Genomic DNA, 19,495 nt, shown 5'->3' on the forward strand with positions numbered 1-19,495 from the left:
ATTGATCAGAGGATCTGCAGGGTTGAATCGAACAGCTCGTTGGCCACGGCCAGCACCTTCATATTGGCCTGGTACATCTGCTGGTACTGAACGAGGTTGACCGCCTCCTCGTCCTCGTTGACGCCGCTGGTGGACTTCCAGCTTTCCTCGGCCTGGTCGCGCACCGTCTGCGCGGTCTTCTGCGAGGCGATGTTCTGCTGGCTGGCCACGCCCAGCTTGCCGATCAGCTGGGTGTAGGCGTCGCCCAGCACGACCTGGCTGCTGGTCGGCAGCGGCTGGCCCTTGGCGTCGAAGTTGGTCAGCGTGATCGGCTTGCCCTGCAGCGCGATCAGCTTCGTGAGGTTCTGGCTGTCGCCGGCGGCGGCGGGGTCCAGCGAGAAGGCCAGCTCGTCAGCGCTGATGCCGGTCAGCTGCAGCTGCCCGCCGTTGGTGGCCGGGTCCACGAACAGCGGCTTGCCGGTGCCGGTGGCCAGCGGGGTCTGCGTGGTGTCCACGCCTTGCGCGAGCTGGGCATTGAAGGCGTTGGCGATGCCGCTGGCCATCTCGCGCACCGTCTGCTGCATCGGCGCCAGCACCGCGCCCTCGAAGCTCTCCAGCCCGCCCAGCTGGCCGCCGAAATCGGTGCCCTGCACGGTGAACGAGGTGTTGGCGAACTTCAGGCTCAGCGAGTGGCTGCCGCCCACCAGCGCGTTGACGGCCAGCTGCGCCGCATCGCCGCCGACGACCAGCGGCTGGCCGCTCTTCAGCGAGACGTTGCGGGTGCCGTCGGGCTGGTCCACCACCTGGATGCCCACCAGCGAGGCCAGCGCGTCGATGCGCTGGTCGCGGGTGTCCTGCAGCGCGGCGGGGTTCAGGCCGATCGCCTGGTTGGCGCTGATCTGCTTGTTCAGCTCGGCGATATCGCTGTTCAGCGTGTTGATCTGGGTGACGATGGCCTGGCGCTGGGCCGACACGGCCGAGGCCTGGTTCTGCAGCAGCTGCTGCAGGCTGCCGAAGCGCTTGGCCAGGCCGTCGGCGGCGGTGATCACCTGGGCGCGCAGCGGGCTGGAATCGGGCTCCACGCTGGCCGCGTTCAGCGCCGCGAAGAACTGGTCCAGGCCGGCGTTGACGTTGGAGGTGTCGTCCGACATCACCTGTTCCAGCTGGTCCAGGTAGGGCTGGGACGCGTCGGCCTTGCCCAGGTTGGACGCCGCCGACCACATCTGCAGGTTCTTGAAGCTGTCCGAGTAGCGCTGCAGCGTGGCCACGGTCACGCCGCCGCCGGAGGCCGAGACATTGCTCGCGTTGCCGCCCACGCTGGCCAGCACCACGCCCTGGCGCGAGTAGCCGGGGGTCATCACGTTGGCGATGTTCTGGCTGGTCGTGGCCAGCGCCGCTTGCGCGGCCTGCGCGCCGGAGAGGGCGTTGAAGAGGAGGCTCATGGTGGGAACAGGCGACCGGGGGACGCGGGGACTTAAATCCAGTGCTGTTGACTTGGCCACATGCCGTTCGGGCTGAGCCTGTCGAAGCCCTGGTGCTCGGCAACTGCCCTTCGACAGGCTCAGGGCGAACGGCGGATGTCAGGTCTTCGGAAGTAACTGCTTCAGGATCACGTCGGCGATGCCGAAGGCATGCTGGCCAGCGATCGCGTCGGCCATGCGGTCGTCGGCGAAGTCCTGCATGTCCTCGTTGACCTTGTCCTTGAAGGGGCTGTCCTCGCCGGCCAGCTCGCGGGTGGAGCTGCGCATCTTGTGCAGCATCTGGCCGATGAAGAAGGACTCGAACTGCTCGGCGGCTTTCCTCGCTTGCGCGCGGACCTTGGGGTCGGGTGTTGCGCCGTCGGGATTCGGCGTTAGCGATGTATCGACGGTCGTCATCAGATCACCTGCAGCTCGCCTTCGATCGCACCCGCCTGGTCCAGCGCCTGCAGGATGGACATGATGTCGTCCGGCGTGGCGCCGATGCTGTTGACCGTGTCGATGATGGCCTGCAGGCTGGTGCCCGCCTGCCACCTGAACATCCGGCCCGAGCCCTGGTCCACCTGCACGCGGGACTGCGGCGTCACCTGCGTCTTGCCCTGGCTGAACGGTTGCGGCTGGCTGACCTGCGAGCTCTCGCTGATCACCACCTTCAGGCTGCCGTGCGAGACCGCCGCCGGCCGCACGCGCACGCCGTCGGAGATCACCACGGTGCCGGTGCGCGAGTTGAAGATCACCCGCGGGTTGTCGGCGCCGACGTCCACCGCCAGGCCTTCCAGCTGCGCGACGAAGGCCACCCGCTCGGTCGGGTTGGCCGGGGCGACCACCTCCACGCTGGTGGCGTCCCGCGTGCTGGCGATCGTGCTGCCATAGCGGCTGTTGATCGTGTTGACGATATTGGTCGCCGTCTGGAAGTTCGGGTGGCGCAGGCTCAGGCGCACGCTGGGCGTGCTGTCGAAATCGGTGGCGATCTCGCGCTCGACCGTGGCGCCGTTGGGGATGCGGCCGGCCGTCGGCGTGTTGACCGTAACGCTCGATCCAGACTGACCCTGCGCAGAGAGGCCACCGACCACCAGGTTGCCCTGGGCCAGCGCATAGACCTCGCCGTCCGCCGCGCGCAGCTCGGTCAGCAGCAGCACGCCGCCGCGCAGGCTCTTGGCGTCGCCGAGGGACGAGACCGTGATGTCGATCGCCTGGCCGCGCCGGTAGCCGGGCGGGAACACCGCGCTGACCATCACGGTGGCGACGTTCTTGGACTTCGCGTCCACCTTCTCGGGCAGCTTGAGGCCGAACTGCTTGAGCATGTTCGCCACCGACTGGCCGGCGAACTTCACCTGCGTGCTGTCGCCGCTGCCGTTCAGGCCGACGACCAGGCCGTAGCCCAGCAGCTGGTTCTCGCGCACGCCTTCGACGCTGACGAGCTGGCGCAGCGCCTGGGCGGCGTGGGCGCCTTGCAGGCACAGCAGCAGGCTGACAAGGGAGAGCAGTTTCTTCATGATCAGAAAGGCATCCAGGGCGAAGCGAAGAAGCGCGTCAGCCAGCCCGGCGAATTGGCGTCGGCCAAGGTGCCCTGCCCGGCGTAGACGATACGGGCGTTGGCGATGCGCTGGGAGGACACGCGGTTCTCCGAATCCACGTCCGCGCCGCGCACATAGCCCGACAGGCGCACCATTTCCTCGCCCTGGTTCAGCGTGAGGCTCTTGTCGCCCTGCACGCGCAGCAGGCCGTTGGGCAGCACGTCGACGACGACGACGGTGATGGCGCCGGTCAGCGCGTTCTGCTGGGTGCTGGCGCTGGTGCCGGCGAAGTCGCGGTTGCCGCCCACGCCCAGGTCCAGCAGGGTCTTGCCCTTGCTCGACGCGGACAGGGCCACATTGCTGCCCTTGCCGAAGCTGGTGTCGGCCTTCTTGCTGGCCTGGGTGGTCTCTTCCAGCGCCACCGTCAGCACGTCGCCGGGGCGGAAGGCGCGGCTGTCGGAGGTCAGCGCGATGCCGCGCTGCGGCGCGTAGACCCCGCCGGCCGTGCCGCGCAGCGCCATCGGCTGCGGCTGGGCATCGAGCGGCGTGGCCGGGACGGCCGTCGGCACGGCCGGCGGCTGGATCGTCTGGCAGCCGGCCAGCAGCATCGTTGCAAGAAGAGCGATGACCGTCGCATTTCGGGCCGAGCGCCGGGCCGCCCCAAGCCGGCCCACTTCTGTCGCCTGGCGCTCGATGCGCCAGGCGACAGAGTCCCCTCGGGGGACCGGCCGGGCACGCCCGCGTTCAGCGGGGCGGGACTGGACGAGGGGCTCCATTACCGCACGGCCTGGGACAGGTACTGCAGCATGTTGTCCGCTGCCGAGAGCACCTTGGTGTTCATCTCGTAGGTCCGCTGCGCGGCGATCATGTCCACCATCTCCTCGACCACCTGCACGTTGGAGCCTTCCAGCGCGCCCTGCTTGACGGTGCCCAGGCCGTCCACGCCGGCCACGCCCTCGGTGGCGGCGCCGCTGGCGGCGGTCTCCTGGTAGAGGTTGTCGCCCAGGGCCAGCAGGCCGGTCGGGTTGGCGAAGTTGGCGAGCTTCAGCTGGCCCAGCTCGCTCGGCGCGGTGGCGCTGGCGAGGGTGGCCGAGACGGTGCCGTTCTCGCTGATCGTGATCGCGGTCGCGTTGGCCGGGATGGTGATCTCGGGCTGCAGCTTCTGGCCCTTGGCGTTGACCAGCTTGCCATCGGCGTTGATCTGCAGCTGGCCGGCGCGGGTGTAGGCCGGCTTGCCGTTGGGGCCCTCGACCTGCAGGAAGCCCTGCCCGACGATGGCCACGTCCAGGCTCTGGCCGGTCTGCTGCAGGCTGCCGGTGGTGAACACCTTCTGCGTGCCGACGAGCCGCGTGCCGTTGCCCAGCTGCACGCCGGTCGGCGAGGCGCTGCCGTCTTCTCCTACAGCGCCCGGCTGGCGCTCGACCTGGTAGAACAGGTCCTCGAACATCACGCGGTCGCGCTTGAAGCCGACGGTGTTGACGTTGGCGAGGTTGTTGGCGATGGCCTGCAGCTTGGCGTCCTGGGCCTGCACGCCGGTCTTGCTGATCCACATGGCGGGATTCATCGTCGGATCTCCTTGTTACTCACGGATCAGGCGGTTGCCTGCGTCGGCCATGCTGTCGGCCTTGTTCAACAACTTCATCTGGACCTCGAAGTCGCGGTTCAGCGTCATCGTCGCCACCATCTCCTCGATGGCCGAGACATTGCTGCCTTCCAGATGGCCGCCATGGACCTGCACCGTGTCGTCGGCGGCCAGCGTGCCGCCGTCGCGCGGGACCAGCAGGCCGGCGGGGTTCTTGGTCATTTCCGCCATCGGTGGCTTGACGAGCTTGAGCTTGTCGACCACCTGCAGGTCCGTCTGGCCCGGCGTCTGGACCGAGATCGTGCCGTCGCGGCCGATCACCAGCGCGCCGTGCTCCGGCGGCAACTGCACTGCTCCGCCCTCGCCCAGCACCGGGCGGCCGGCCAGCAGCAGGCGGCCGTCGGCATCGGCGGTGAAGTTGCCGCTGCGGGTGTAGGCCTCGGAGCCTTCGGCCGTCTGCACGGCGAACAGGCCCTCGCCTTCGATCGCGGCGTCCAGGTCGCGGCCGGTGGCCTGCTGCACGCCCGGCTTGGCGCTGACCGCATCGGCCTGCATCTGGCTCAGGTGGCGGGCGGCATAACCGTAACCCTCGACGGACCGGCTGCCGGCCATCTCGACATTGGCGCGGAAGCCGCCGGTCTCGAGGTTGGCCAGGTTGTTGGCATGCACCTGCTGGGCGCGCATCGCGCGCTCCGCGCCGGACATCACGGTGTAGATCAGCGCATCCATTTAGATCGCCTGCATCAGGCTCTGCATCATTTCGTTCTCGGCCGAGAGGACCTTGGTGTTGGCCTGGTAGCTGCGCTGCGCGCCCATCAGGTTCACCAGCTCGCCGGTCATGTCCACGTTGGACTGCTCCAGCGCGCCGGTGGTCAGCTTGGACGAGGCGGCCGAGCCCGGCTGGGCCATCAGCGCGGCGCCGGTGGCGGTGGTGGCGGCCCAGCTGGTGCCGTCGACCGGGCGCAGCGCGCCCTCGTCGGCGAAGGTGGCCAGCGCCACCGTGCCGACGATCTGGGTCTGGCCGTTGCTGTAGGTGGCGACGACGCTGCCGTCCGCGCTGAGGCTGGTGCCGGTCAGCGCGCCGGAGGGGTAGCCGTTGGGGCTGTTGGCCAGCGTGGTGGTGTCGCCGGCGAACTGGGTCGTGCCGGTGTAGTCGATGGCCACGGCCAGCGGGTCGGCGCCGTTCATGCTGGCGGCCGGCACGTTCAGCGTGGCGGTGGTGGCGCTGGTCAGCTGGCCCTGGGTGTCGAAGGTGAGCGTCGGCCCAGCGGTCGGCGCGGCGCCGTCGAAGCTGTAGTGCACGTCCACCTGGCTGCCGCCGCTCTTGACGAAATACTGCGTCACGCTGTGCTTGCCGCCCAGCGAGTCGTAGACGACCGAGGTGATCGAGCTGTTGTAGGAGTTGGGCACGTCCGGATCGAAGGCGGCGCTGGGCACGGTCCAGTCGGCCGACAGGTTGCCGGTGAACTTCAGCTGGCTGCTGGCCTGCGCGGCGATCTGGCCGTTGGGCACCTTCAGGTCGCCCAGGGCGCCGAGACCCGCCACCGGGCGGCCCGCGCTGTCCACCTGCATGCCGTAGCCCTGCAGCTTGCGACCCAGGGTGTCGACGACATAACCGTCCTTGTCGACGGAGAAGCTGCCCACCCGCGTGTACAGCTGCTGGCCGGCGTTGTCCTTGACGGCGAAGAAGCCGCGGCCCTGGATCAGCGCGTCCATGCCGCTGCCGGTGTTCATCAGGCCGCCGCCCTTGCCGATCGACTGGGTCTGCGAGGTGGCCGCCGCGCCATTGGCCTGCGTGCCGGCATAGACGGCCGAGAAGTTGGTGCGGCTGGACTTGAAGCCCGAGGTGCTGGCGTTGGCGATGTTGTTGGAGATGGTTTCCAGGCTGGCGCTGACGGCATTGATGCCGGACATGGCGATTTCGAAGCTCATGGCGTGGGTCCTTTCAGTTGGAACGACCGTTGAATTGGGTGAGGGCCGAGGGGGCGACCTGGGCGAGCCCGCCGTTCAGCGTCAGGATCGCGTTGCCGTCGCCGCCCAGGCGCACGCTGCTCAGCGTGGCGCCGATCTCGATGCCGGCGACTTCCTTGGTGTCGGTCTCCACGCGCACCGCGTAGTGGCCGGCCGTCACGCCGTACTTCGACGGATCGAGCGTGAAGGCGTTGTCGCCCGCGGACAGGTTCGCCAGCGGGATGCGCTGCTCGACGCCGTCGCTGCCGGTCAGCACCAGCGCGCCGGCGGCGGCGCCGGCGGACAGCGTGAAGTGCGTGGCGACCGGCGTGCTGCCGAGGTTCAGCGAATCCACCTGCGCCTGCACCTGCGAGCCCACCTGGCCGCCCAGGGCCAGCATCTGCAGGCTGGCCATCATGCCGTTGCTGCTGCCGCCCTGGTCGGCCAGCTTCTGCAGCGCTTCCATCTGGCTCAGCTGCGTGAGCTGGTTGACGAAGGCGCTCGGGTCGCTGGGCGAGAGCGGATCCTGGTTCTTGATCTGCGCCACCAGCAGCGTGGTGAACATGTTCTGGATGTCGCTGCCGTTGGAGGCGATGGCGCCGTTGCTGCCGGAGGAGCCGCCCGACGTGTTGTTGTTGACCGCGGTCGTCGTCATGATCAGTTGTCTCCCAGCTTGAGCAGCGCGTTCTGCATCTGCTTGACGCGGCCCAGCACCTCGACATTGCTCTCGAAGGCGCGCGAGGCCGACAGCATGTCGGTCATCTCGGCCACCGGATTGACGTTCGGGTAATAGACCATGCCCTCCTCGTTGGCCAGCGGGTGGCCGGGTTCGTAGACCTGGCGCAGCGGCTCCTTGCTCTCGACCACGTCGAGCACCTGCACGCGGGCGCCGTTGTTGTCTCCACCGACGGCGGCGAAGACCGGCTTGCGCGCGTGGTAGGCATCGGCCTCGGTGCCCGAGGCGGACTGCGCGTTGGCGAGGTTGCTGGCGATCGTGTTCAGGCGCGTGGTCTGGGCCGACATGGCCGAGCCCGCGATCTGGCTGATGGCTTTGAATGACATGGCTTACTGTCCTTGGATGGCCTTGGCGAGGCCCTTCAGCTGGATGTTGAGGAACTGCAGGCTGGTGCCGAAGTCGGACGCGTTCTGCGAGAAGGCCGCCTGCTCGACGCCCAGCTCCACGGTGGAGCCGTCCTGCGCGGGGTGGAAGGGCACGCGGTACTTCAGGTCGTCGCCGCCTTCGGTATCGAGCGAAAGCGAACCGTCGCTGCTGCTGACGCGCTCGTTCAGCGCAGAGGCAAAATCGATGTCGCGCGCCTGGAAGCCGGGCGTGCTCTCATTGGCGATGTTGGACGCCAGGATCTTCGTCCGCTCGGCGCGCAGCTTCAGCGCCTCCGGGTGGATGCCGACCGCTTTGCTGAAATCGATGCTCATCGTGTCTTTCTCTTCCCGTTTCTATTCAGTTGTTCTGCTGGCCGGCCTGGCCGGTGTCGCCCATGCCGCCACGCTGGAGGAGCAGGTGGCCGAGGCCGCGCGTGCCGCCCTCGTCGAGCAGGCGCAGCGCGAGGGCCTCGTCGAGCCGCAGGTGCAGGCGCGCGTGCTGCCTGCGCTGGGCAGCGCCGCCGCGCAGCGCCGTGCCGCGGCGCAGTGCGCGAAGCCCTGGGCCTTGCAGGCGCAGGACCTGCGCGCGGCCGGCCGCGTGCGTGTGCTGGCGAGTTGCCCGGGCAGCAATGCGCCGGCCCTGGATTTCGTCGTCAAGGCCGAGCTCAGCGCCGAGGTGCTGGTGGCGGCCACCGCCCTGCCCTCCGGCCGCGTGCTGGCCGAGAGCGACCTGCTGCGCGAGCGCCGCGACGTGGGACCTGACATGCTGTCCGATGCCGACGCCGTGACCGGTCAGGCACTGCGCAGCCCGCTGCGCGCCGGCCAGCCGATCAGCCGCCGGCAGCTCGCCGAGGCCATCGTCATCAAGCGCGGCGAGGCGGTGCGCATCGTCGCGCGCAACGGCGAGATCGAGGTGCAGGCCGCCGGCGAGGCGCTGGACGCCGGTGCCCGCGCCGCGACGATCCGCGTACGTAACGTCAATACCGGACGCATCATCAGCGCGCGCGTCGTCGGCCCGGGCGAGGTCGCGCCGGCCAGCCTGGCCGGTCAGTAGCGGGCTCATTTGCTGCCACCTGCCTGGATGCGCGCGGCCACGCGGGCCAGCTTGTCGGCATAGGCCGGGTCGGTGGCGTAGCCGCCGCGCTGCAGCGCCTGACCGTAGGCCGCTGCGTTGCTGCCGGACTGCAGGGCCGCCTGGTAGCGCGGGTTGCCGGCCAGCAGCTGGGTCAGGTCGCGGAACGACGCCGCGGCATCCGGATAGGCGCGGAAGGCCTCGCTCTTCTGCACGGGCTCGCCCTGCTCGAACTCGGTCGTCATCGCCTCCTTGGTCTCGCCCTTCCAGGACGGACCGGCCTTGATGCCGAAGAGGTTGTTGCCGTTGCGGGCCTTGCCCCAGCCGGACTCCAGCGCGGCCTGGGCCGAGAGCACGTCAGGCGCCACACCCAGCTTCGCGCCGGCCTCGCGGGCCAGCGGGGCGATGCGGTCGAGAAAGGCCTGCTGCTCGGCGTTCGTGGGCTCCGGGGTCGGCAACTCGGCGGCGGGCATGGCACGCGGCGCCGAGGCCGGCGAGCCGTTCTCGATGAAGCCCAGCACCTCGTTGTGCAGCTGCTGGTAGAAGCCGCTGCTCCCGTTGCCGGTCGGCGTCGTCCGCTCGCTGCGACCCGCCAGCGGCAGGAAGCCGAAATCAGCGTTCAGCATAGACATGCTCCTCGGTGCCCAGCAACTGCTGCATCAGCGCGTGCTGCTCGACGATCAGCTCGCCGTTGCGCTTGTTCAGCGCCTTGCACTGGCGCACCTGCAGCTCCAGCGCGTCCCAGGCCTCGCGCATCACGCGGGCAGCGGTGGCCGGCAGGCGCTCGAACAGCGTCGTCATCGAGGGCTCGGTCTTTGGCCCCAGCAGCCGGCTCACCAGCTCCACGCGCAGGCGGCGCTGCTCGTCCAGCTGCACGGTCAGCGCGGTGATGCGCGCGGCCAGCTTCTCCAGGGCCTGCGAGCGCTGCTGCGCGATGGCGGCCAGTTGCTCGTCCAGCAGCTCCTGCAGCAGCAGGTAGCTGCGCTGGTCGGCCTGCAGGCCCAGCAGCAGCTGGCGCAGCAGTTCGGCACTGCTCATCAGGAACGGCCTCCGTGATAGCGCTGGATCAGCGCGGCGAGGCGGCCGGCATCGAACCTGATCTCGCCGCGGGCCAGCGCATCGCGCAGCTCGGCGACACGGGCGCTGTCGATCTCGTCGGGCTGCCTGGCCAGCGCCTCGCGGGCGGGCTTCAGCAACGCGGATTCGGCGGCGCTGGCGCGGTCCACTTCCGGGGCGGCGCTCACGGGAGCGGCGCTCGCCACCGGCGCGGCCGCGGCCACCGCAGGCGCCATGCTGTTGCCGTTGATCTTCATGCTGCGTTCACCCTTGTTGTTCGTTGTCTTCATGGCTGCCTGCCCTGGTTCAGCAGGGCCGCGCCGGCCGGGCCGCTCGCATCCAGGCCCTCGGCCACCGGCCACGATTGCGCCGGCGCGCCGAACATCGACGCAAAGGCCTTCGCCTGCGCGGAGGTCAGCACCAGCAGCTCGATGCGGCGGTTGCGGGCCGCGTTCGGATGCACCGGATCCAGCGGCGCGCGTTCGGCCATGCCGGCCACCTGCAGCACGCTACCCGCGGGCATGCCGCCCTCCAGCAGGTGCAGCCGCGCGGCCATCGCGCGGTGACTGGACAGGGCGGCGTTGGAGAAGCCGGTGGCGCCGGCGTCCACATAGGGCGTGGCGTCGGTGTGGCCGATGATGCTCAGCTGGTTCTCGATCTGCGCGAACACCGGGCCCAGCTTGCGCAGCAGGGCCTTGAAACGCGGACTGGGCATGGCGCTGCCGCGCTCGAACATGCCGGCCTCGTCGGTGTCGTGCAGCATCAGGCGCAGGCCCTGCGGCGTGACGATGCCCTGCACGTTGTTGGCCAGGCCCTCGGCGGCGGCCATGCGCTCGATCAGGCGCGACAGCTCCTTCATGTCGGCCGGCGTTTCGTAGCGCGACTTGCTCAGGCGCGGGTCGGCGTCGGGGTGCTCGGTGTCGCTGCTCTGCTGGGACTTGCCCTGCACCGGCTTCTCGCCGTGGGCCGGCACCGGATTGCGCTCGATCATGCTGCCGCGCGAGCCGGCGGCCAGCGAGTTGGTCAGGCCGTTGCCCTCTTCCACCAGGTTGGCGCCGGCCGAGCGCAGCACCTCCTGCATGCGCTCGCTCTGACGCGAGGCCAGCAGCCACAGCACCAGGAACAGGCACAGCAGGGCCAGGCAGAAGTCCGCGAAGGCGACCTTCCAGGCGCCGCCATGGGCCTCTTCCTCGTGGCGGCGGCCGCCGCGCTTGACGATGGTGGCGTGGCCCTCGTGGGCCTTGCCGGCCAGCTTCAGCTCAGGCTGCACGGCGCTCTCCAGGCTCGCGGTCGGTGGCGCGGCGGCGCGGCGTGGCCTCGGCATCGCCGGGGTTCTGCATGCGGTCGATCCACTGCTCCAGCTGGGCGAAGCTCGGCTTGATGTTCAGCTGCACCAGGCGGCGGCCCGCGTCGATGGCCAGCAGCGCCGGCTTGCCGGCCACGTGGGTCACCAGCACGACCTTGACCGACTCCAGCGCGGCCAGCTCCTCGTTGACCAGCTGCTTCATCATGTTGGACAGCGGGTCCAGCACCGCGTAGCAGAAGAAGATGCCGATGAAGGTGCCCACCATGGCGGCGGCCACCATCAGCGCGATCTCGCCGCTGCCTGCCCCGTCGGCCACCGAGCTCATCGCCATCACGATGCCCAGCACCGCGGCCAGGATGCCGAAGCCCGGCATCGCCTCGGCGATCTTGTGCAGGCTCTTGGCCGGCTGCGCCATCTCGTCGTGGATGGCCTCCAGCTCCTGCTCCAGCACGCCTTCGAGTTCGTGGGCGTTGATCTTGCCCATGGCCATCAGGCGGAAGTTGTCGACGATGAAGTGCAGCAGCTTGGGCTCGGCCAGGATCAAGGGGTAGCGCTTGAACAGCACCGACTCCTGCGGCGCCTCGACGTGCGCGTCCAGCGCCTTCAGGCCGCCGGCGGCGGTCTGCAGCAGCTCGTACATCAGCAGCAGCAGCTGGCGCTGGAACTCCTGGCCGTTCTTCTTCTTCGGCGTCAGCACCTTGCGCAGCTGCAGCACCATCTCGGCCAGCACGTGCTTGGGGTTGCCCAGCACGATGGCGCCCAGGCCAGCGCCGACGATGATGACCAGCTCCACCGGCTGCCAGATCACGGCGAAGCTGCCGCCATGGAAGAAGAAGCCGCCGAAGACGCAGCCCAGGACGATGACGATGCCGATGAACGGTTGCATGGCAGTAATCCGTTAGTTCGACGGCTGGAGGAAGACCTTCATCTTCCTCAGCGCGCCCTTGTTGATCTGCGAGACGCGGGCCTCGGTGAGGTCCAGCACCGCCGCGATTTCCTTCAGGTTCAGCTCGTACTCGTAGTACAGCTGGACCACCTTCTGTTCGCGCGCGTCGAGCGCGGTCAGCGCCTGCTCGAGGCTGCGGCGCACCATCAGCTGCTGCTCGGGCGACTGCATGTCGCTCGCCACGTTGCTGAGCTCCTGCACCAGCTCGTCGAAGCTGGCCAGCTCCTCGGCGCCCTCGTCCTGCTGCCAGGCGAGGTAGGCCTCGGCGGTGATGCCCAGCGCCTTGATGATCTCGGCCTCGGCCGGCTCGCGGCCCAGCTTGCGGCGCAGCTCGCGCACGCCGTCGCGCAGCTTGTGGCTCTCCTGGCGCACCGAGCGCGGGCGCCAGTCCTGGCGGCGCAGCTCGTCGAGGATGGCGCCGCGCACCCGCAGCGCGGCGAAGGCGCCGAAGCCCTCGTCCGGCGCGCCGTAGCGGCGCAGCGCTTCCAAGAGGCCCATCAGGCCCACCTGCTCCATGTCCTCGCGGTCCATGATCGCGCTGACCTGGCTCTTCAGCTGGCGCACGACCCGCTTGACCAGCGGCGCATAGGCGGCGAGCACCTGGCTCTCGTCGTGCGCGCTGGCCGCGGGGGCGGCGACAGCATAGGAGGTCTGCATCAGCATCTCAGGCTCCAGTCCCGCCGTGCAGCAGATTCGACGCGACCGCGCGATCCAGCCGAGCGACCGCCGCCGATCCGGCTCTGCCGGTCGGCTGGCGGTGCCCCCTTGAGGGGGCGCGCGAAGCGCGTAGGGGGTGGGCCATGTTCACTCGATGATCAGCTTGCCGATCAGCGCTTCGGCGAACGGCGCCTCGCGGTGCTCGGCCGCATAGGCCTCGCCGTAGGCCTTGTTCAGCTCGTCGGCGAACTGCTCCACCGTCATCGCCGTGGCGGCCTCGACCGTGTAGTTCGACAGCGCCTTCACCGCCACCGTGCGCAGCAGCGGCAGGTGGTCCTTGGTGCGCTTCTCGTGCTCGGGCAGGGCCTTGAACACGAGGTCGATCGCCATGTAGTGCGTGACCGCCTCGCCACGCTGGTTGCGCAGCATGATCAGCACCTTGTCCAGGCTGACGTAGCGGTAGTCGGGGCCGGGCTTCGGCGCCTCGACCTGCTGCGCTTCCTCGGGCTTGGCCTTGGGCTTCAGCGCCCACCAGACGGCGGCGCCGGTGGCACCGGCCAGCAGCAGGCTGACGATGGCGACGAGAAGAAGGGTCTTGGTCTTGCTCATGGGCTTCTTAGCTCAGGGCGAACGGGGTGTCGGCCGCGTCGGTGGTGGTGTCCCAGGCGCGGCCCGGGCGGCGCTGCTGGTGCTGCTCGGCCTGGCCCTGCGAGGACGAGCGCGAGCCATCGCCACGCGAGCCGCTCGCCGACGAAGAAGCCTCCGACGCGACCTGCACGCTGACCTCGCCGCCCTGGCGCTGCTGCACCAGGTTCCAGCGCATGCCTTCGCTGATCTGCTGCAGCTGGTGGCGCACCTCGCCATGGGTGGCGCTCAGCTGCACCTGCAGCGCGCCGCCGTCGAGCTGGCGGATGGCGATGTCCACCCGGCCCATCTGCGGCGGTTCCAGGCGGATCGTGGCGGTCTCGCTGCGCGCGGCGAGCTGCAGCTGGATGCGGTCGCCCAGCGCCTGCAGCAGCGGCGACTGCCATTGCTGGGGCTCGCCCTGGGGGAGATGCACCGTCGTCGCGGACTTGACATCCTGCGGAGACGACAGCGCAGCGGCAAGGCCCGGTGCGAAAGCGGCGAGATCGGGGGTGTCGGCCTCGGCTGCCTTGACGGTCGTGACCGGGGTCAGGTCTTGAGCAGCCGGCGCGGTGCGCACGGCGGCTGGCGCGGCGACCTCCGGCGCCGCAGTCGGCAGCGGCTGGGCGGCGGCCTCGGGCAGTTGCGGCACGGCGGCCAGCTGCGGCAACGGAGCAGGCGTCGCCGGCAGCACGGCCGCGTCGGTCTTCTCGCGCTCCTCGTCGGGCTTCGCCGCGGCGGGCATCAGCGCCTGCAGTTGCTGCAGGGCCAGCGCGAGGGCCTGCGGCAGGTCCTGCGCCTCGGGTGCGGCCGTCGTCGGCAGGGCCGGCTCGGCTGCCTCCTGCGGCAGCGGCAGCTCGGGCTGCGGCTGCGCCACCAGCAGCTGCGCGGGAAAGCGCGGCTGGCCGGCGGCGTCCTGCGCGCCCGGCTGCACGCTCACCTGCACGCCTGGCTGGGCGGCGGCGACCGGGGCCGCGTCGGCCTGTTGCAGCTTCGTCGTCGTGATCATTGTGTGCTGTCTCCCCAGCCACTGCTCTGCGAATAGGCCTGCCAGCGGCCGTGCTGGCTGTTGATGCGGGCGAGGGTGTGGCCCAGCGTGGCGAGCTCGGCGTCGCACTGGCGCACGACCGTCGCGTGCACGGCCTTCAGCCGCACCAGCGCCTGCAGCGCCTCGGCGCTCCAGGCCGCATCGACGGGCACACCGGCCAGCAGCGCGGCGACCTCGCCGTCCAGCCGTTTGACGGCTGCCCACTCGCGGCGCGCCAGCGCCTGCTGCAGGCGCAGCACGAGCTGGTTCAGGCGAACCGGGAGATCAGCCACGGCCCTGCTCCTGCACCGAGACCCAGCCGGCGCGCAGCGTGGCGACCAGTTTGCTGACCTCGTCGATCAGCGCGGTGTTCAGGTCCACGCCGGCGCGGTACAGGCGCTCGGCGCAGTAGTCGTACAGGCGCGAGAGGTTCTGCACCACCTCGCCGCCGCTGTCCACTTCCAGCGCGCTGGACAGGCCGTTGAGGATGGCCACGCACTTGTCCAGGCTCTTCGCCTTGAGCTCATAACGCCGCGCCTCGACGTGCCCGCGGGCGCGGGCCAGCTCGTCGAGCAGCCCGTCCATCAGCACGATGACCAGCTGCACCGGCGAGGCCTGCGCGGTCTGTGCATTCAAGTTCACGGTCTGGTAGCTTTGATAGGCGTCGTAGCTCATGGCGATGGGTTCTAGGAAGAGGTGCTGAGACCGGCCAGCATCGAGCTCGTCTGGTCCAGCTGCGCGGACAGGGTCTGCAGCGCGGTGAACTGGGCGAGGTAGCGCTTGTAGGCGGCGTCGTACTGGGCATCGAGCCGCGTCTGGCGGTCGGAGATGGACTTCTGCAGCGTCTGCACCGAGTCCTGGCGCTGCTTGATCTGGCCGGTGGTGCTGTTGGTCCACTGGTCGGCCAGCTTGTTCAGGTCGCCCAGGGCGCCGGTGCCGGTGCCCGAGGCCACGCTGCCGGCGGTGCCGAAGAAGCTGTCCAGCGCGTCCGGCTTGGTGGCGAGGTAGCTGGAGAGCTTGGTCGAGTCCAGCGACATCTGGCCGTTGCGGTCGATGCTGATGCCGAGGTTGCGCAGCGACACGCCGCCATAGGTGTTGCGCACCAGGTTGCCCAGCCGGTCGACCAGCGACTGCACGCCGGAATCGCTGGCGAAAGCGGCGGCCGCCGTGTTGTTCTTCGGGTCCGCGTTGGCGGTGAGGCCAGTCAGCGACTTCTGCAGCGCGTTGTAGGCGTCGACGAACTTCTGCACATTGGACGTCGTGCCGCTGTCGTCCTTGGCGACGGTCAGCGTCAGCGGCGCATCGCTCGCGCCTTGCGCCTGGGTCAGGTTGACGGTGACGCCGGCGATCGCGGTCAGCGTGTTGCTGCCCTGCTGGATCTCGATGCCGGTGCCCTTGGCGCCCAGCCAGACGATGGCGTCCTGCGCGGCCACCAGGGTATTGGGCGTGCCGGAGAGCGTGGTCTTCAGCGCGCTGGCGGGCAGCGCGGACGCGTCCAGCGTGATGGCGCCGCCGGCGCCGCTGACGCCGGAGGACAGCATCAGCTGCGTGGTGCCGCCGGCGCTGACGATCATCGCCGTCATCGAGCCGGCATTGCCCGGCGCCTGGTTGATCGCGCGGGCGATCTCGGTCTGCGAGAGGGTGCCGTCGCCGTCGGTGTCGGCGGTCGACAGGTTCACGTTGAAGCTGGTGCCGTTGGCCAGCGAGACGCCCAGCGAGCCGCCGGACGAGACCGGAATCGCCGGCAGGTCCTGGAAGGCGACCTGGTTCTTGGTCGCCAGCTGTTGCACATAGACCTGGTAGCTGCCGGCCTGGGCGCTGGACGTGGCCGTGGCGCTGCCGATGGCGCTGTTGGACAGGCTGGCCGACATCTGGCTCAGCGAGCTCTTGGACGACAGGCCCGACAGCGCGCTGCTGAAGGTGCTCAGCGCCGAGCTGAGCTGCGAGAGGCCGGTCGAGGTGGCCTTGGCCGCCTGCGTCTGCGTGTCCAGCAGCACTTGAGTCTGCTGCGTGTAGGCGGTGGCGAGCTGCGTGGCAGTGGTCGCGGGATCGAGCGAGCTGGCGCTGATGCTGCTGGTCATGGCGTGTTCCTCCTGGTTGGGGCGACGGATCTACCCGGGAGGAAGGCGACCGCGGGACGGCCGTGCTTAAACGGGGCCGTCATGCGGGCCTCCGCGACCACATCTGGGTGGCCAACTCGTCTTGTTGTTTCTGCTGCTGCCGCTGGCGGGCGAACTGCGCACGCGCCCGGCTCTGCTGCAGCAGCTGCTCCAGCACCTGCTTGCGGCGCGCCGCGTCGAGCACCGCCTCGCGGGCCTGCTCGACGTGCTGGCGGCGCTGTTCCAGCTCGCGGCGCTGGCCTTCGGCCAGCTCCAGCAGGGAGGTCTTGTAGGCCGCGGTGTTCTCGGCCAGCGAGGGCGCCTGAGCGGTGCTGACGCCGTCCATCAGCGCATGCAGCCGCTCGATGTTCGCCTCGATGCGGGCGCACACGACCTGCTTGCCTGCCAGGTCCGCCTGCCGCGCTTCGAGGTCGCGCCCGCGCAGCTCGATCAGCGTGTCCAGGCTCTTCTCGATGAGGACGCTCATGTGAGCCCCCCGTCCACCGGGTACGGTGGCCGGCCCCCCATGGGGGCAGCCGCTTGCTTGGGACGGCCCGGCGCTGCGCGGCTCATGCCAGCAACTCCTCCAGCTGCCGCACCACATCCGCCAGCGGCGCCGCCTCGCGCGTGCCCTGCTGCAGGAAGGCCTCGATGCGCGGGATCAACGCCACCGCGCGGTCGGTCAGCGGATCGGCGCCGGGCACGTAGGCGCCCAGCGGCAGCAGCTCGCGCACCTGCTCGTAACGGGACATCAGCTGCTTGACCTGGCTGGCCGCCGCGAGGTGCGGCTTGCTCGCCACCAGCGCCATGCAGCGGCTGATCGACTGGGCCACGTCGATGGCCGGATAGTGGCCGCGCTCGGCCAACGCGCGGCTCAGCACGATGTGGCCGTCGAGGATCGCGCGGGCGGTGTCGACCACCGGATCCTGCTGGTCGTCGCCCTCGGCCAGCACCGTGTAGATGGCGCTCATCGAGCCCCGCTCGTGCTCGCCGTTGCCAGCCGATTCGACCAGCTCCGGCAGCAGCGAGAACACGCTGGGCGGGTAGCCGCGCGTCGCCGGCGGCTCGCCCAGCGACAGCGCCACCTCGCGGCGCGCCATCGCATAGCGGGTCAGCGAGTCGACCAGCAGCAACACGTTCAGCCCCTGGTCGCGGTAGTGGGCGGCGATCGTGTGGCACAGCTCGGTGGCCATCAGCCGCATCAGCGGCGATTCGTCGGCCGGGGCCAGCACGACGACCGAGCGCGCCAGGCCCGCCGGGCCCAGGCTCATGTCGATGAACTCGCGCACCTCGCGGCCGCGCTCGCCGATCAGGCCGACGACGACCACATCGGCCACCGTCTGCCGCGTGATCAGGCCCAGCAGCACGCTCTTGCCCACGCCGGAGCCGGCCATCAGGCCCACACGCTGGCCGCGGCCGATCGTCAGCATGCTGTTGATCGCGCGCACGCCGACGTCCAGCGGCTCGGTGACCGGCTTCTTGCGCAGCGGGTTGATCTTGGGCGGGGCGCTCGGCAGCGGCGTGTCGCCGACCAGGCGGCCCAGGCCGTCCACCGGCTCGCCCAGGCCGTTGACGATGCGGCCCAGCCACTGCGGGCCGATCATCGGCGCGGCGCGCTCGGGCGCCGGCAGCACGCGGGCGCCGGTCAGCAGGCCCTCGGGCTTCTTGAAGGGCATCAGGTAGGAGACCTCGTTCCTGAAGCCCACCACCTGCGCCGCCATCCAGGGCTGGCCCTCGCCCATCTCGACCATGCAGCGCTGCCCCGTGCGCAGCGCGCAGCCGGTGCTCTCCAGCAGCAGGCCGGAGACGCCGACGAGCCGGCCGGTCGGCGTGGCCACCGGCACCTCGTCCAGCGACAGGCGGCGCAGCGCTTCGGCAATCACGGGGCGATCTCCGCGGGCGTGGCGTTCAGTTGCTCGGCGACCTGCTCCATGCAGGCAGCCAGGCGCTGGCGGCAGCCGGCATCGGCCTCGCGCTCGCCGGCCTTGACGCGGCATTCGCCGCTGTCCAGTCGCGCGTCGGCCAGCAGGGTCCACTGGGCCGCGCGCTCGGGCGCCAGCTCCTGGATGCGTTGCAGGTCTTCGGGATTCAGGTGCACCTCGACCTGGCCGTCACGCGCCGGCGGCATCGCGGCCAGCGTCTCGTCGACCAGGGCCAGCAGCTGCGTCGGCTGCAGCGTCAGCTCGCAGCGGATCACCTGGCGGGCCACGCGGGCGACCAGGTCCACCACTTCCCGGCGCTGGGCGGCCTGGTAGTCGGCCTTCAGTTGCTGGAGCTCGGCGAACAGCGCGTCGATGGGCCGGCCGATGTGCTCGAAGCGCTGCTGCACCTCGCGGCGGCCGGCGGCCATGCCGTCGGCATGACCCGTGATGCGAGCGGCTTCGCTGCCGGCGGCGACGCCCTCGGCATGGCCTTCCGCATAGCCCTTGTCCAGGCCCTGCTGGAAGCCGGCGGCGACGGCGGCCTGCACATCGGCGGCGGCATTGCCGTCCGATGCCAGCCTGACCTGCGCCAGCGGAGGGAAGCGATGGGCTCGCATCATCACTCGACCGTCGCCTCGGCGAACAGCTGCACCTGGATCTCGCCGGCATCGGCCAGCGTCTTGACGCGGGCCATCACCTCGGCGCGGGCCTGCTCGACGCGGCTCAGCGGCACCGGGCCGCTGCGGCGGATCAGGTCCTCGAAGCTCTGCGCCTGGCGGCGCGGCATCGCGGCCAGGATGGCGTCGCGCACGGCGGGCTCGGCGCCCTTCAGCGCGATCGCCCAGGTCTCCAGCGGCACCTCCTCGATGATGCGGATCAGCGCGGACTCCGGCTGGCGCGACAGCAGGAAGAAGTCGTACATGCTGACCTCGATTTCGCTGACCACCTCGGCGTCGTGCGCGCGCAGCAGCTCCACCATCTGCGCGCGGTCGCGAGGCAGGCGGTTGATGATCTCGGCCGCCTGCTTGACGCCTTCGACGCTGGCGCTCTGCGCGCCGAGACCGGCCAGGCAGCGTTCGACCAGCTCTTCCAGCTCGCCCAGCAGTTCGCCGTCCACCTCGGACAGGCGGGCCACGTTCAGCAGCACCAGGTCACGGCCTTCGGCGGGCAGCGCGGCGA

General features: G+C 70.1%; 26 protein-coding genes. 1 reads left to right on the top strand and 25 read right to left on the bottom strand.

All coding sequences use genetic code 11. The features are described from left to right. Window positions 1–5 precede the first annotated feature (5 nt). The 10 genes from flgK to flgB all read right to left on the bottom strand — a co-directional run bounded on the left by flgK (window position 6) and on the right by flgB (window position 7,940). A complete protein-coding gene (gene flgK / locus B0W88_RS04860; RefSeq protein ID WP_077033530.1) occupies window positions 6–1,421 on the bottom strand; it encodes a flagellar hook-associated protein FlgK in 1,416 nt (471 codons plus the stop codon). Window positions 1,422–1,559: 138 nt separating this feature from the next. Continuing rightward, the gene (locus tag B0W88_RS04865) at window positions 1,560–1,856 is read right to left on the bottom strand and encodes a rod-binding protein (protein ID WP_077033531.1); all 297 of its coding nucleotides are present in this window, start codon (window positions 1,854–1,856) and stop codon (window positions 1,560–1,562) included. Beyond that, entirely contained in the window at window positions 1,856–2,953 is a 1,098-nt protein-coding gene (locus B0W88_RS04870) for a flagellar basal body P-ring protein FlgI (RefSeq protein WP_077033532.1), read from the bottom strand. Before B0W88_RS04870 ends, B0W88_RS04865 begins: the two co-directional genes overlap by 1 nt. 2 nt (window positions 2,954–2,955) lie before the next feature. Then, window positions 2,956–3,582: a flagellar basal body L-ring protein FlgH gene (flgH, locus tag B0W88_RS04875; protein ID WP_077033533.1), complete on the bottom strand. Its 627-nt coding sequence runs from the start codon at window positions 3,580–3,582 to the stop codon at window positions 2,956–2,958. Window positions 3,583–3,749: 167 nt separating this feature from the next. Continuing rightward, window positions 3,750–4,538, bottom strand: coding sequence for a flagellar basal-body rod protein FlgG (gene flgG, locus B0W88_RS04880; RefSeq protein WP_198937773.1), 789 nt, complete (start codon window positions 4,536–4,538; stop codon window positions 3,750–3,752). A 15-nt stretch (window positions 4,539–4,553) separates the two neighbouring features. Continuing rightward, complete coding sequence (locus tag B0W88_RS04885; RefSeq protein WP_077033534.1) at window positions 4,554–5,285, bottom strand: flagellar basal body rod protein FlgF; 732 nt, start codon at window positions 5,283–5,285, stop codon at window positions 4,554–4,556. After that, a complete protein-coding gene (locus B0W88_RS04890; RefSeq protein ID WP_077033535.1) occupies window positions 5,286–6,488 on the bottom strand; it encodes a flagellar hook protein FlgE in 1,203 nt (400 codons plus the stop codon). Window positions 6,489–6,501: 13 nt separating this feature from the next. Continuing rightward, window positions 6,502–7,161 (bottom strand): flagellar hook capping FlgD N-terminal domain-containing protein, encoded by a 660-nt coding sequence (locus tag B0W88_RS04895; RefSeq protein WP_077033536.1) that lies wholly within the window; start codon window positions 7,159–7,161, stop codon window positions 6,502–6,504. A gap of 2 nt (window positions 7,162–7,163) precedes the next feature. Further along, complete coding sequence (flgC, locus tag B0W88_RS04900) at window positions 7,164–7,568, bottom strand: flagellar basal body rod protein FlgC (protein WP_077033537.1); 405 nt, start codon at window positions 7,566–7,568, stop codon at window positions 7,164–7,166. Between the two features lie 3 nt (window positions 7,569–7,571). Continuing rightward, window positions 7,572–7,940 carry a flagellar basal body rod protein FlgB gene (gene flgB, locus B0W88_RS04905; RefSeq protein WP_077033538.1) on the bottom strand — a complete coding sequence of 123 codons (369 nt, stop codon included), beginning with the start codon at window positions 7,938–7,940 and terminating at the stop codon, window positions 7,572–7,574. A gap of 1 nt (window position 7,941) precedes the next feature. Between flgB and flgA the strand changes: the two genes are divergently transcribed. Continuing rightward, window positions 7,942–8,661, top strand: a complete 720-nt coding sequence (gene flgA, locus B0W88_RS04910; RefSeq protein ID WP_158080800.1) for a flagellar basal body P-ring formation chaperone FlgA — start codon at window positions 7,942–7,944, stop codon at window positions 8,659–8,661. A gap of 5 nt (window positions 8,662–8,666) precedes the next feature. Here the strand turns inward: flgA and B0W88_RS04915 are convergent, their stop codons facing one another. The 15 genes from B0W88_RS04915 to B0W88_RS04985 form a co-directional block, all read right to left on the bottom strand. Further along, window positions 8,667–9,305 (bottom strand): glycoside hydrolase family 73 protein, encoded by a 639-nt coding sequence (locus B0W88_RS04915; protein ID WP_233151625.1) that lies wholly within the window; start codon window positions 9,303–9,305, stop codon window positions 8,667–8,669. After that, window positions 9,292–9,717 (bottom strand): flagellar export chaperone FlgN, encoded by a 426-nt coding sequence (gene flgN / locus B0W88_RS04920; protein WP_077033540.1) that lies wholly within the window; start codon window positions 9,715–9,717, stop codon window positions 9,292–9,294. Before flgN ends, B0W88_RS04915 begins: the two co-directional genes overlap by 14 nt. Continuing rightward, window positions 9,717–10,025 (bottom strand): flagellar biosynthesis anti-sigma factor FlgM, encoded by a 309-nt coding sequence (flgM, locus tag B0W88_RS04925; RefSeq protein WP_077033541.1) that lies wholly within the window; start codon window positions 10,023–10,025, stop codon window positions 9,717–9,719. Before flgM ends, flgN begins: the two co-directional genes overlap by 1 nt. After that, a complete protein-coding gene (locus B0W88_RS04930) occupies window positions 10,022–11,059 on the bottom strand; it encodes a flagellar motor protein MotB (RefSeq protein ID WP_083748586.1) in 1,038 nt (345 codons plus the stop codon). Before B0W88_RS04930 ends, flgM begins: the two co-directional genes overlap by 4 nt. After that, window positions 10,995–11,927: a flagellar motor stator protein MotA gene (gene motA / locus B0W88_RS04935; protein WP_077033542.1), complete on the bottom strand. Its 933-nt coding sequence runs from the start codon at window positions 11,925–11,927 to the stop codon at window positions 10,995–10,997. The genes B0W88_RS04930 and motA overlap by 65 nt, the downstream gene beginning before the upstream one ends. Before the next feature lie 12 nt (window positions 11,928–11,939). Next, on the bottom strand, window positions 11,940–12,650 hold the full coding sequence (locus B0W88_RS04940; RefSeq protein WP_077033543.1) for a FliA/WhiG family RNA polymerase sigma factor: 711 nt from the start codon (window positions 12,648–12,650) through the stop codon (window positions 11,940–11,942). Window positions 12,651–12,791: 141 nt separating this feature from the next. Further along, complete coding sequence (locus tag B0W88_RS04945; protein ID WP_077033544.1) at window positions 12,792–13,253, bottom strand: flagellar basal body-associated FliL family protein; 462 nt, start codon at window positions 13,251–13,253, stop codon at window positions 12,792–12,794. 7 nt (window positions 13,254–13,260) lie between these two features. Further along, the gene (locus tag B0W88_RS04950) at window positions 13,261–14,277 is read right to left on the bottom strand and encodes a flagellar hook-length control protein FliK (RefSeq protein ID WP_077033545.1); all 1,017 of its coding nucleotides are present in this window, start codon (window positions 14,275–14,277) and stop codon (window positions 13,261–13,263) included. Then, complete coding sequence (locus tag B0W88_RS04955) at window positions 14,274–14,588, bottom strand: hypothetical protein (protein WP_077033546.1); 315 nt, start codon at window positions 14,586–14,588, stop codon at window positions 14,274–14,276. The genes B0W88_RS04950 and B0W88_RS04955 overlap by 4 nt, the downstream gene beginning before the upstream one ends. Further along, the gene (gene fliS / locus B0W88_RS04960) at window positions 14,581–14,970 is read right to left on the bottom strand and encodes a flagellar export chaperone FliS (RefSeq protein WP_077033547.1); all 390 of its coding nucleotides are present in this window, start codon (window positions 14,968–14,970) and stop codon (window positions 14,581–14,583) included. The genes B0W88_RS04955 and fliS overlap by 8 nt, the downstream gene beginning before the upstream one ends. A gap of 11 nt (window positions 14,971–14,981) precedes the next feature. Further along, window positions 14,982–16,376 carry a flagellar filament capping protein FliD gene (gene fliD / locus B0W88_RS04965; RefSeq protein WP_077033548.1) on the bottom strand — a complete coding sequence of 465 codons (1,395 nt, stop codon included), beginning with the start codon at window positions 16,374–16,376 and terminating at the stop codon, window positions 14,982–14,984. A gap of 79 nt (window positions 16,377–16,455) precedes the next feature. After that, the gene (locus B0W88_RS04970; RefSeq protein WP_077033549.1) at window positions 16,456–16,881 is read right to left on the bottom strand and encodes a flagellar FliJ family protein; all 426 of its coding nucleotides are present in this window, start codon (window positions 16,879–16,881) and stop codon (window positions 16,456–16,458) included. A gap of 82 nt (window positions 16,882–16,963) precedes the next feature. After that, a complete protein-coding gene (fliI, locus tag B0W88_RS04975; RefSeq protein ID WP_077033550.1) occupies window positions 16,964–18,277 on the bottom strand; it encodes a flagellar protein export ATPase FliI in 1,314 nt (437 codons plus the stop codon). After that, window positions 18,274–18,936: a flagellar assembly protein FliH gene (gene fliH / locus B0W88_RS04980; protein ID WP_077033551.1), complete on the bottom strand. Its 663-nt coding sequence runs from the start codon at window positions 18,934–18,936 to the stop codon at window positions 18,274–18,276. The genes fliI and fliH overlap by 4 nt, the downstream gene beginning before the upstream one ends. Continuing rightward, a partial coding sequence (locus B0W88_RS04985) for a FliG C-terminal domain-containing protein (protein ID WP_144006614.1) occupies window positions 18,936–19,495 on the bottom strand: 560 nt, incomplete at its 5' end. The genes B0W88_RS04985 and fliH, both read right to left, overlap by 1 nt.

It is taken from the genome of Pelomonas sp. KK5 (assembly GCF_001984095.1).
GTDB lineage: Bacteria > Pseudomonadota > Gammaproteobacteria > Burkholderiales > Burkholderiaceae_C > KK5.

Excerpts from the sequence above, each read along its gene's own strand:
- flgK (WP_077033530.1), bottom strand. The coding sequence starts at position 1,421 with ATGAGCCTCCTCTTCAACGCCCTCTCCGGCGCGCAGGCCGCGCAAGCG.
- B0W88_RS04865 (WP_077033531.1), bottom strand. The coding sequence starts at position 1,856 with ATGACGACCGTCGATACATCGCTAACGCCGAATCCCGACGGCGCAACA.
- B0W88_RS04870 (WP_077033532.1), bottom strand. The coding sequence starts at position 2,953 with ATGAAGAAACTGCTCTCCCTTGTCAGCCTGCTGCTGTGCCTGCAAGGC.
- flgH (WP_077033533.1), bottom strand. The coding sequence starts at position 3,582 with ATGCTGCTGGCCGGCTGCCAGACGATCCAGCCGCCGGCCGTGCCGACG.
- flgG (WP_198937773.1), bottom strand. The coding sequence starts at position 4,538 with ATGAATCCCGCCATGTGGATCAGCAAGACCGGCGTGCAGGCCCAGGAC.
- B0W88_RS04885 (WP_077033534.1), bottom strand. The coding sequence starts at position 5,285 with ATGGATGCGCTGATCTACACCGTGATGTCCGGCGCGGAGCGCGCGATG.
- B0W88_RS04890 (WP_077033535.1), bottom strand. The coding sequence starts at position 6,488 with ATGAGCTTCGAAATCGCCATGTCCGGCATCAATGCCGTCAGCGCCAGC.
- B0W88_RS04895 (WP_077033536.1), bottom strand. The coding sequence starts at position 7,161 with ATGACGACGACCGCGGTCAACAACAACACGTCGGGCGGCTCCTCCGGC.
- flgC (WP_077033537.1), bottom strand. The coding sequence starts at position 7,568 with ATGTCATTCAAAGCCATCAGCCAGATCGCGGGCTCGGCCATGTCGGCC.
- flgB (WP_077033538.1), bottom strand. The coding sequence starts at position 7,940 with ATGAGCATCGATTTCAGCAAAGCGGTCGGCATCCACCCGGAGGCGCTG.
- B0W88_RS04915 (WP_233151625.1), bottom strand. The coding sequence starts at position 9,305 with ATGCTGAACGCTGATTTCGGCTTCCTGCCGCTGGCGGGTCGCAGCGAG.
- flgN (WP_077033540.1), bottom strand. The coding sequence starts at position 9,717 with ATGAGCAGTGCCGAACTGCTGCGCCAGCTGCTGCTGGGCCTGCAGGCC.
- flgM (WP_077033541.1), bottom strand. The coding sequence starts at position 10,025 with ATGAAGACAACGAACAACAAGGGTGAACGCAGCATGAAGATCAACGGC.
- B0W88_RS04930 (WP_083748586.1), bottom strand. The coding sequence starts at position 11,059 with ATGCCGAGGCCACGCCGCGCCGCCGCGCCACCGACCGCGAGCCTGGAG.
- motA (WP_077033542.1), bottom strand. The coding sequence starts at position 11,927 with ATGCAACCGTTCATCGGCATCGTCATCGTCCTGGGCTGCGTCTTCGGC.
- B0W88_RS04940 (WP_077033543.1), bottom strand. The coding sequence starts at position 12,650 with ATGCTGATGCAGACCTCCTATGCTGTCGCCGCCCCCGCGGCCAGCGCG.
- B0W88_RS04945 (WP_077033544.1), bottom strand. The coding sequence starts at position 13,253 with ATGAGCAAGACCAAGACCCTTCTTCTCGTCGCCATCGTCAGCCTGCTG.
- B0W88_RS04950 (WP_077033545.1), bottom strand. The coding sequence starts at position 14,277 with ATGATCACGACGACGAAGCTGCAACAGGCCGACGCGGCCCCGGTCGCC.
- fliS (WP_077033547.1), bottom strand. The coding sequence starts at position 14,970 with ATGAGCTACGACGCCTATCAAAGCTACCAGACCGTGAACTTGAATGCA.
- fliD (WP_077033548.1), bottom strand. The coding sequence starts at position 16,376 with ATGACCAGCAGCATCAGCGCCAGCTCGCTCGATCCCGCGACCACTGCC.
- B0W88_RS04970 (WP_077033549.1), bottom strand. The coding sequence starts at position 16,881 with ATGAGCGTCCTCATCGAGAAGAGCCTGGACACGCTGATCGAGCTGCGC.
- fliH (WP_077033551.1), bottom strand. The coding sequence starts at position 18,936 with ATGATGCGAGCCCATCGCTTCCCTCCGCTGGCGCAGGTCAGGCTGGCA.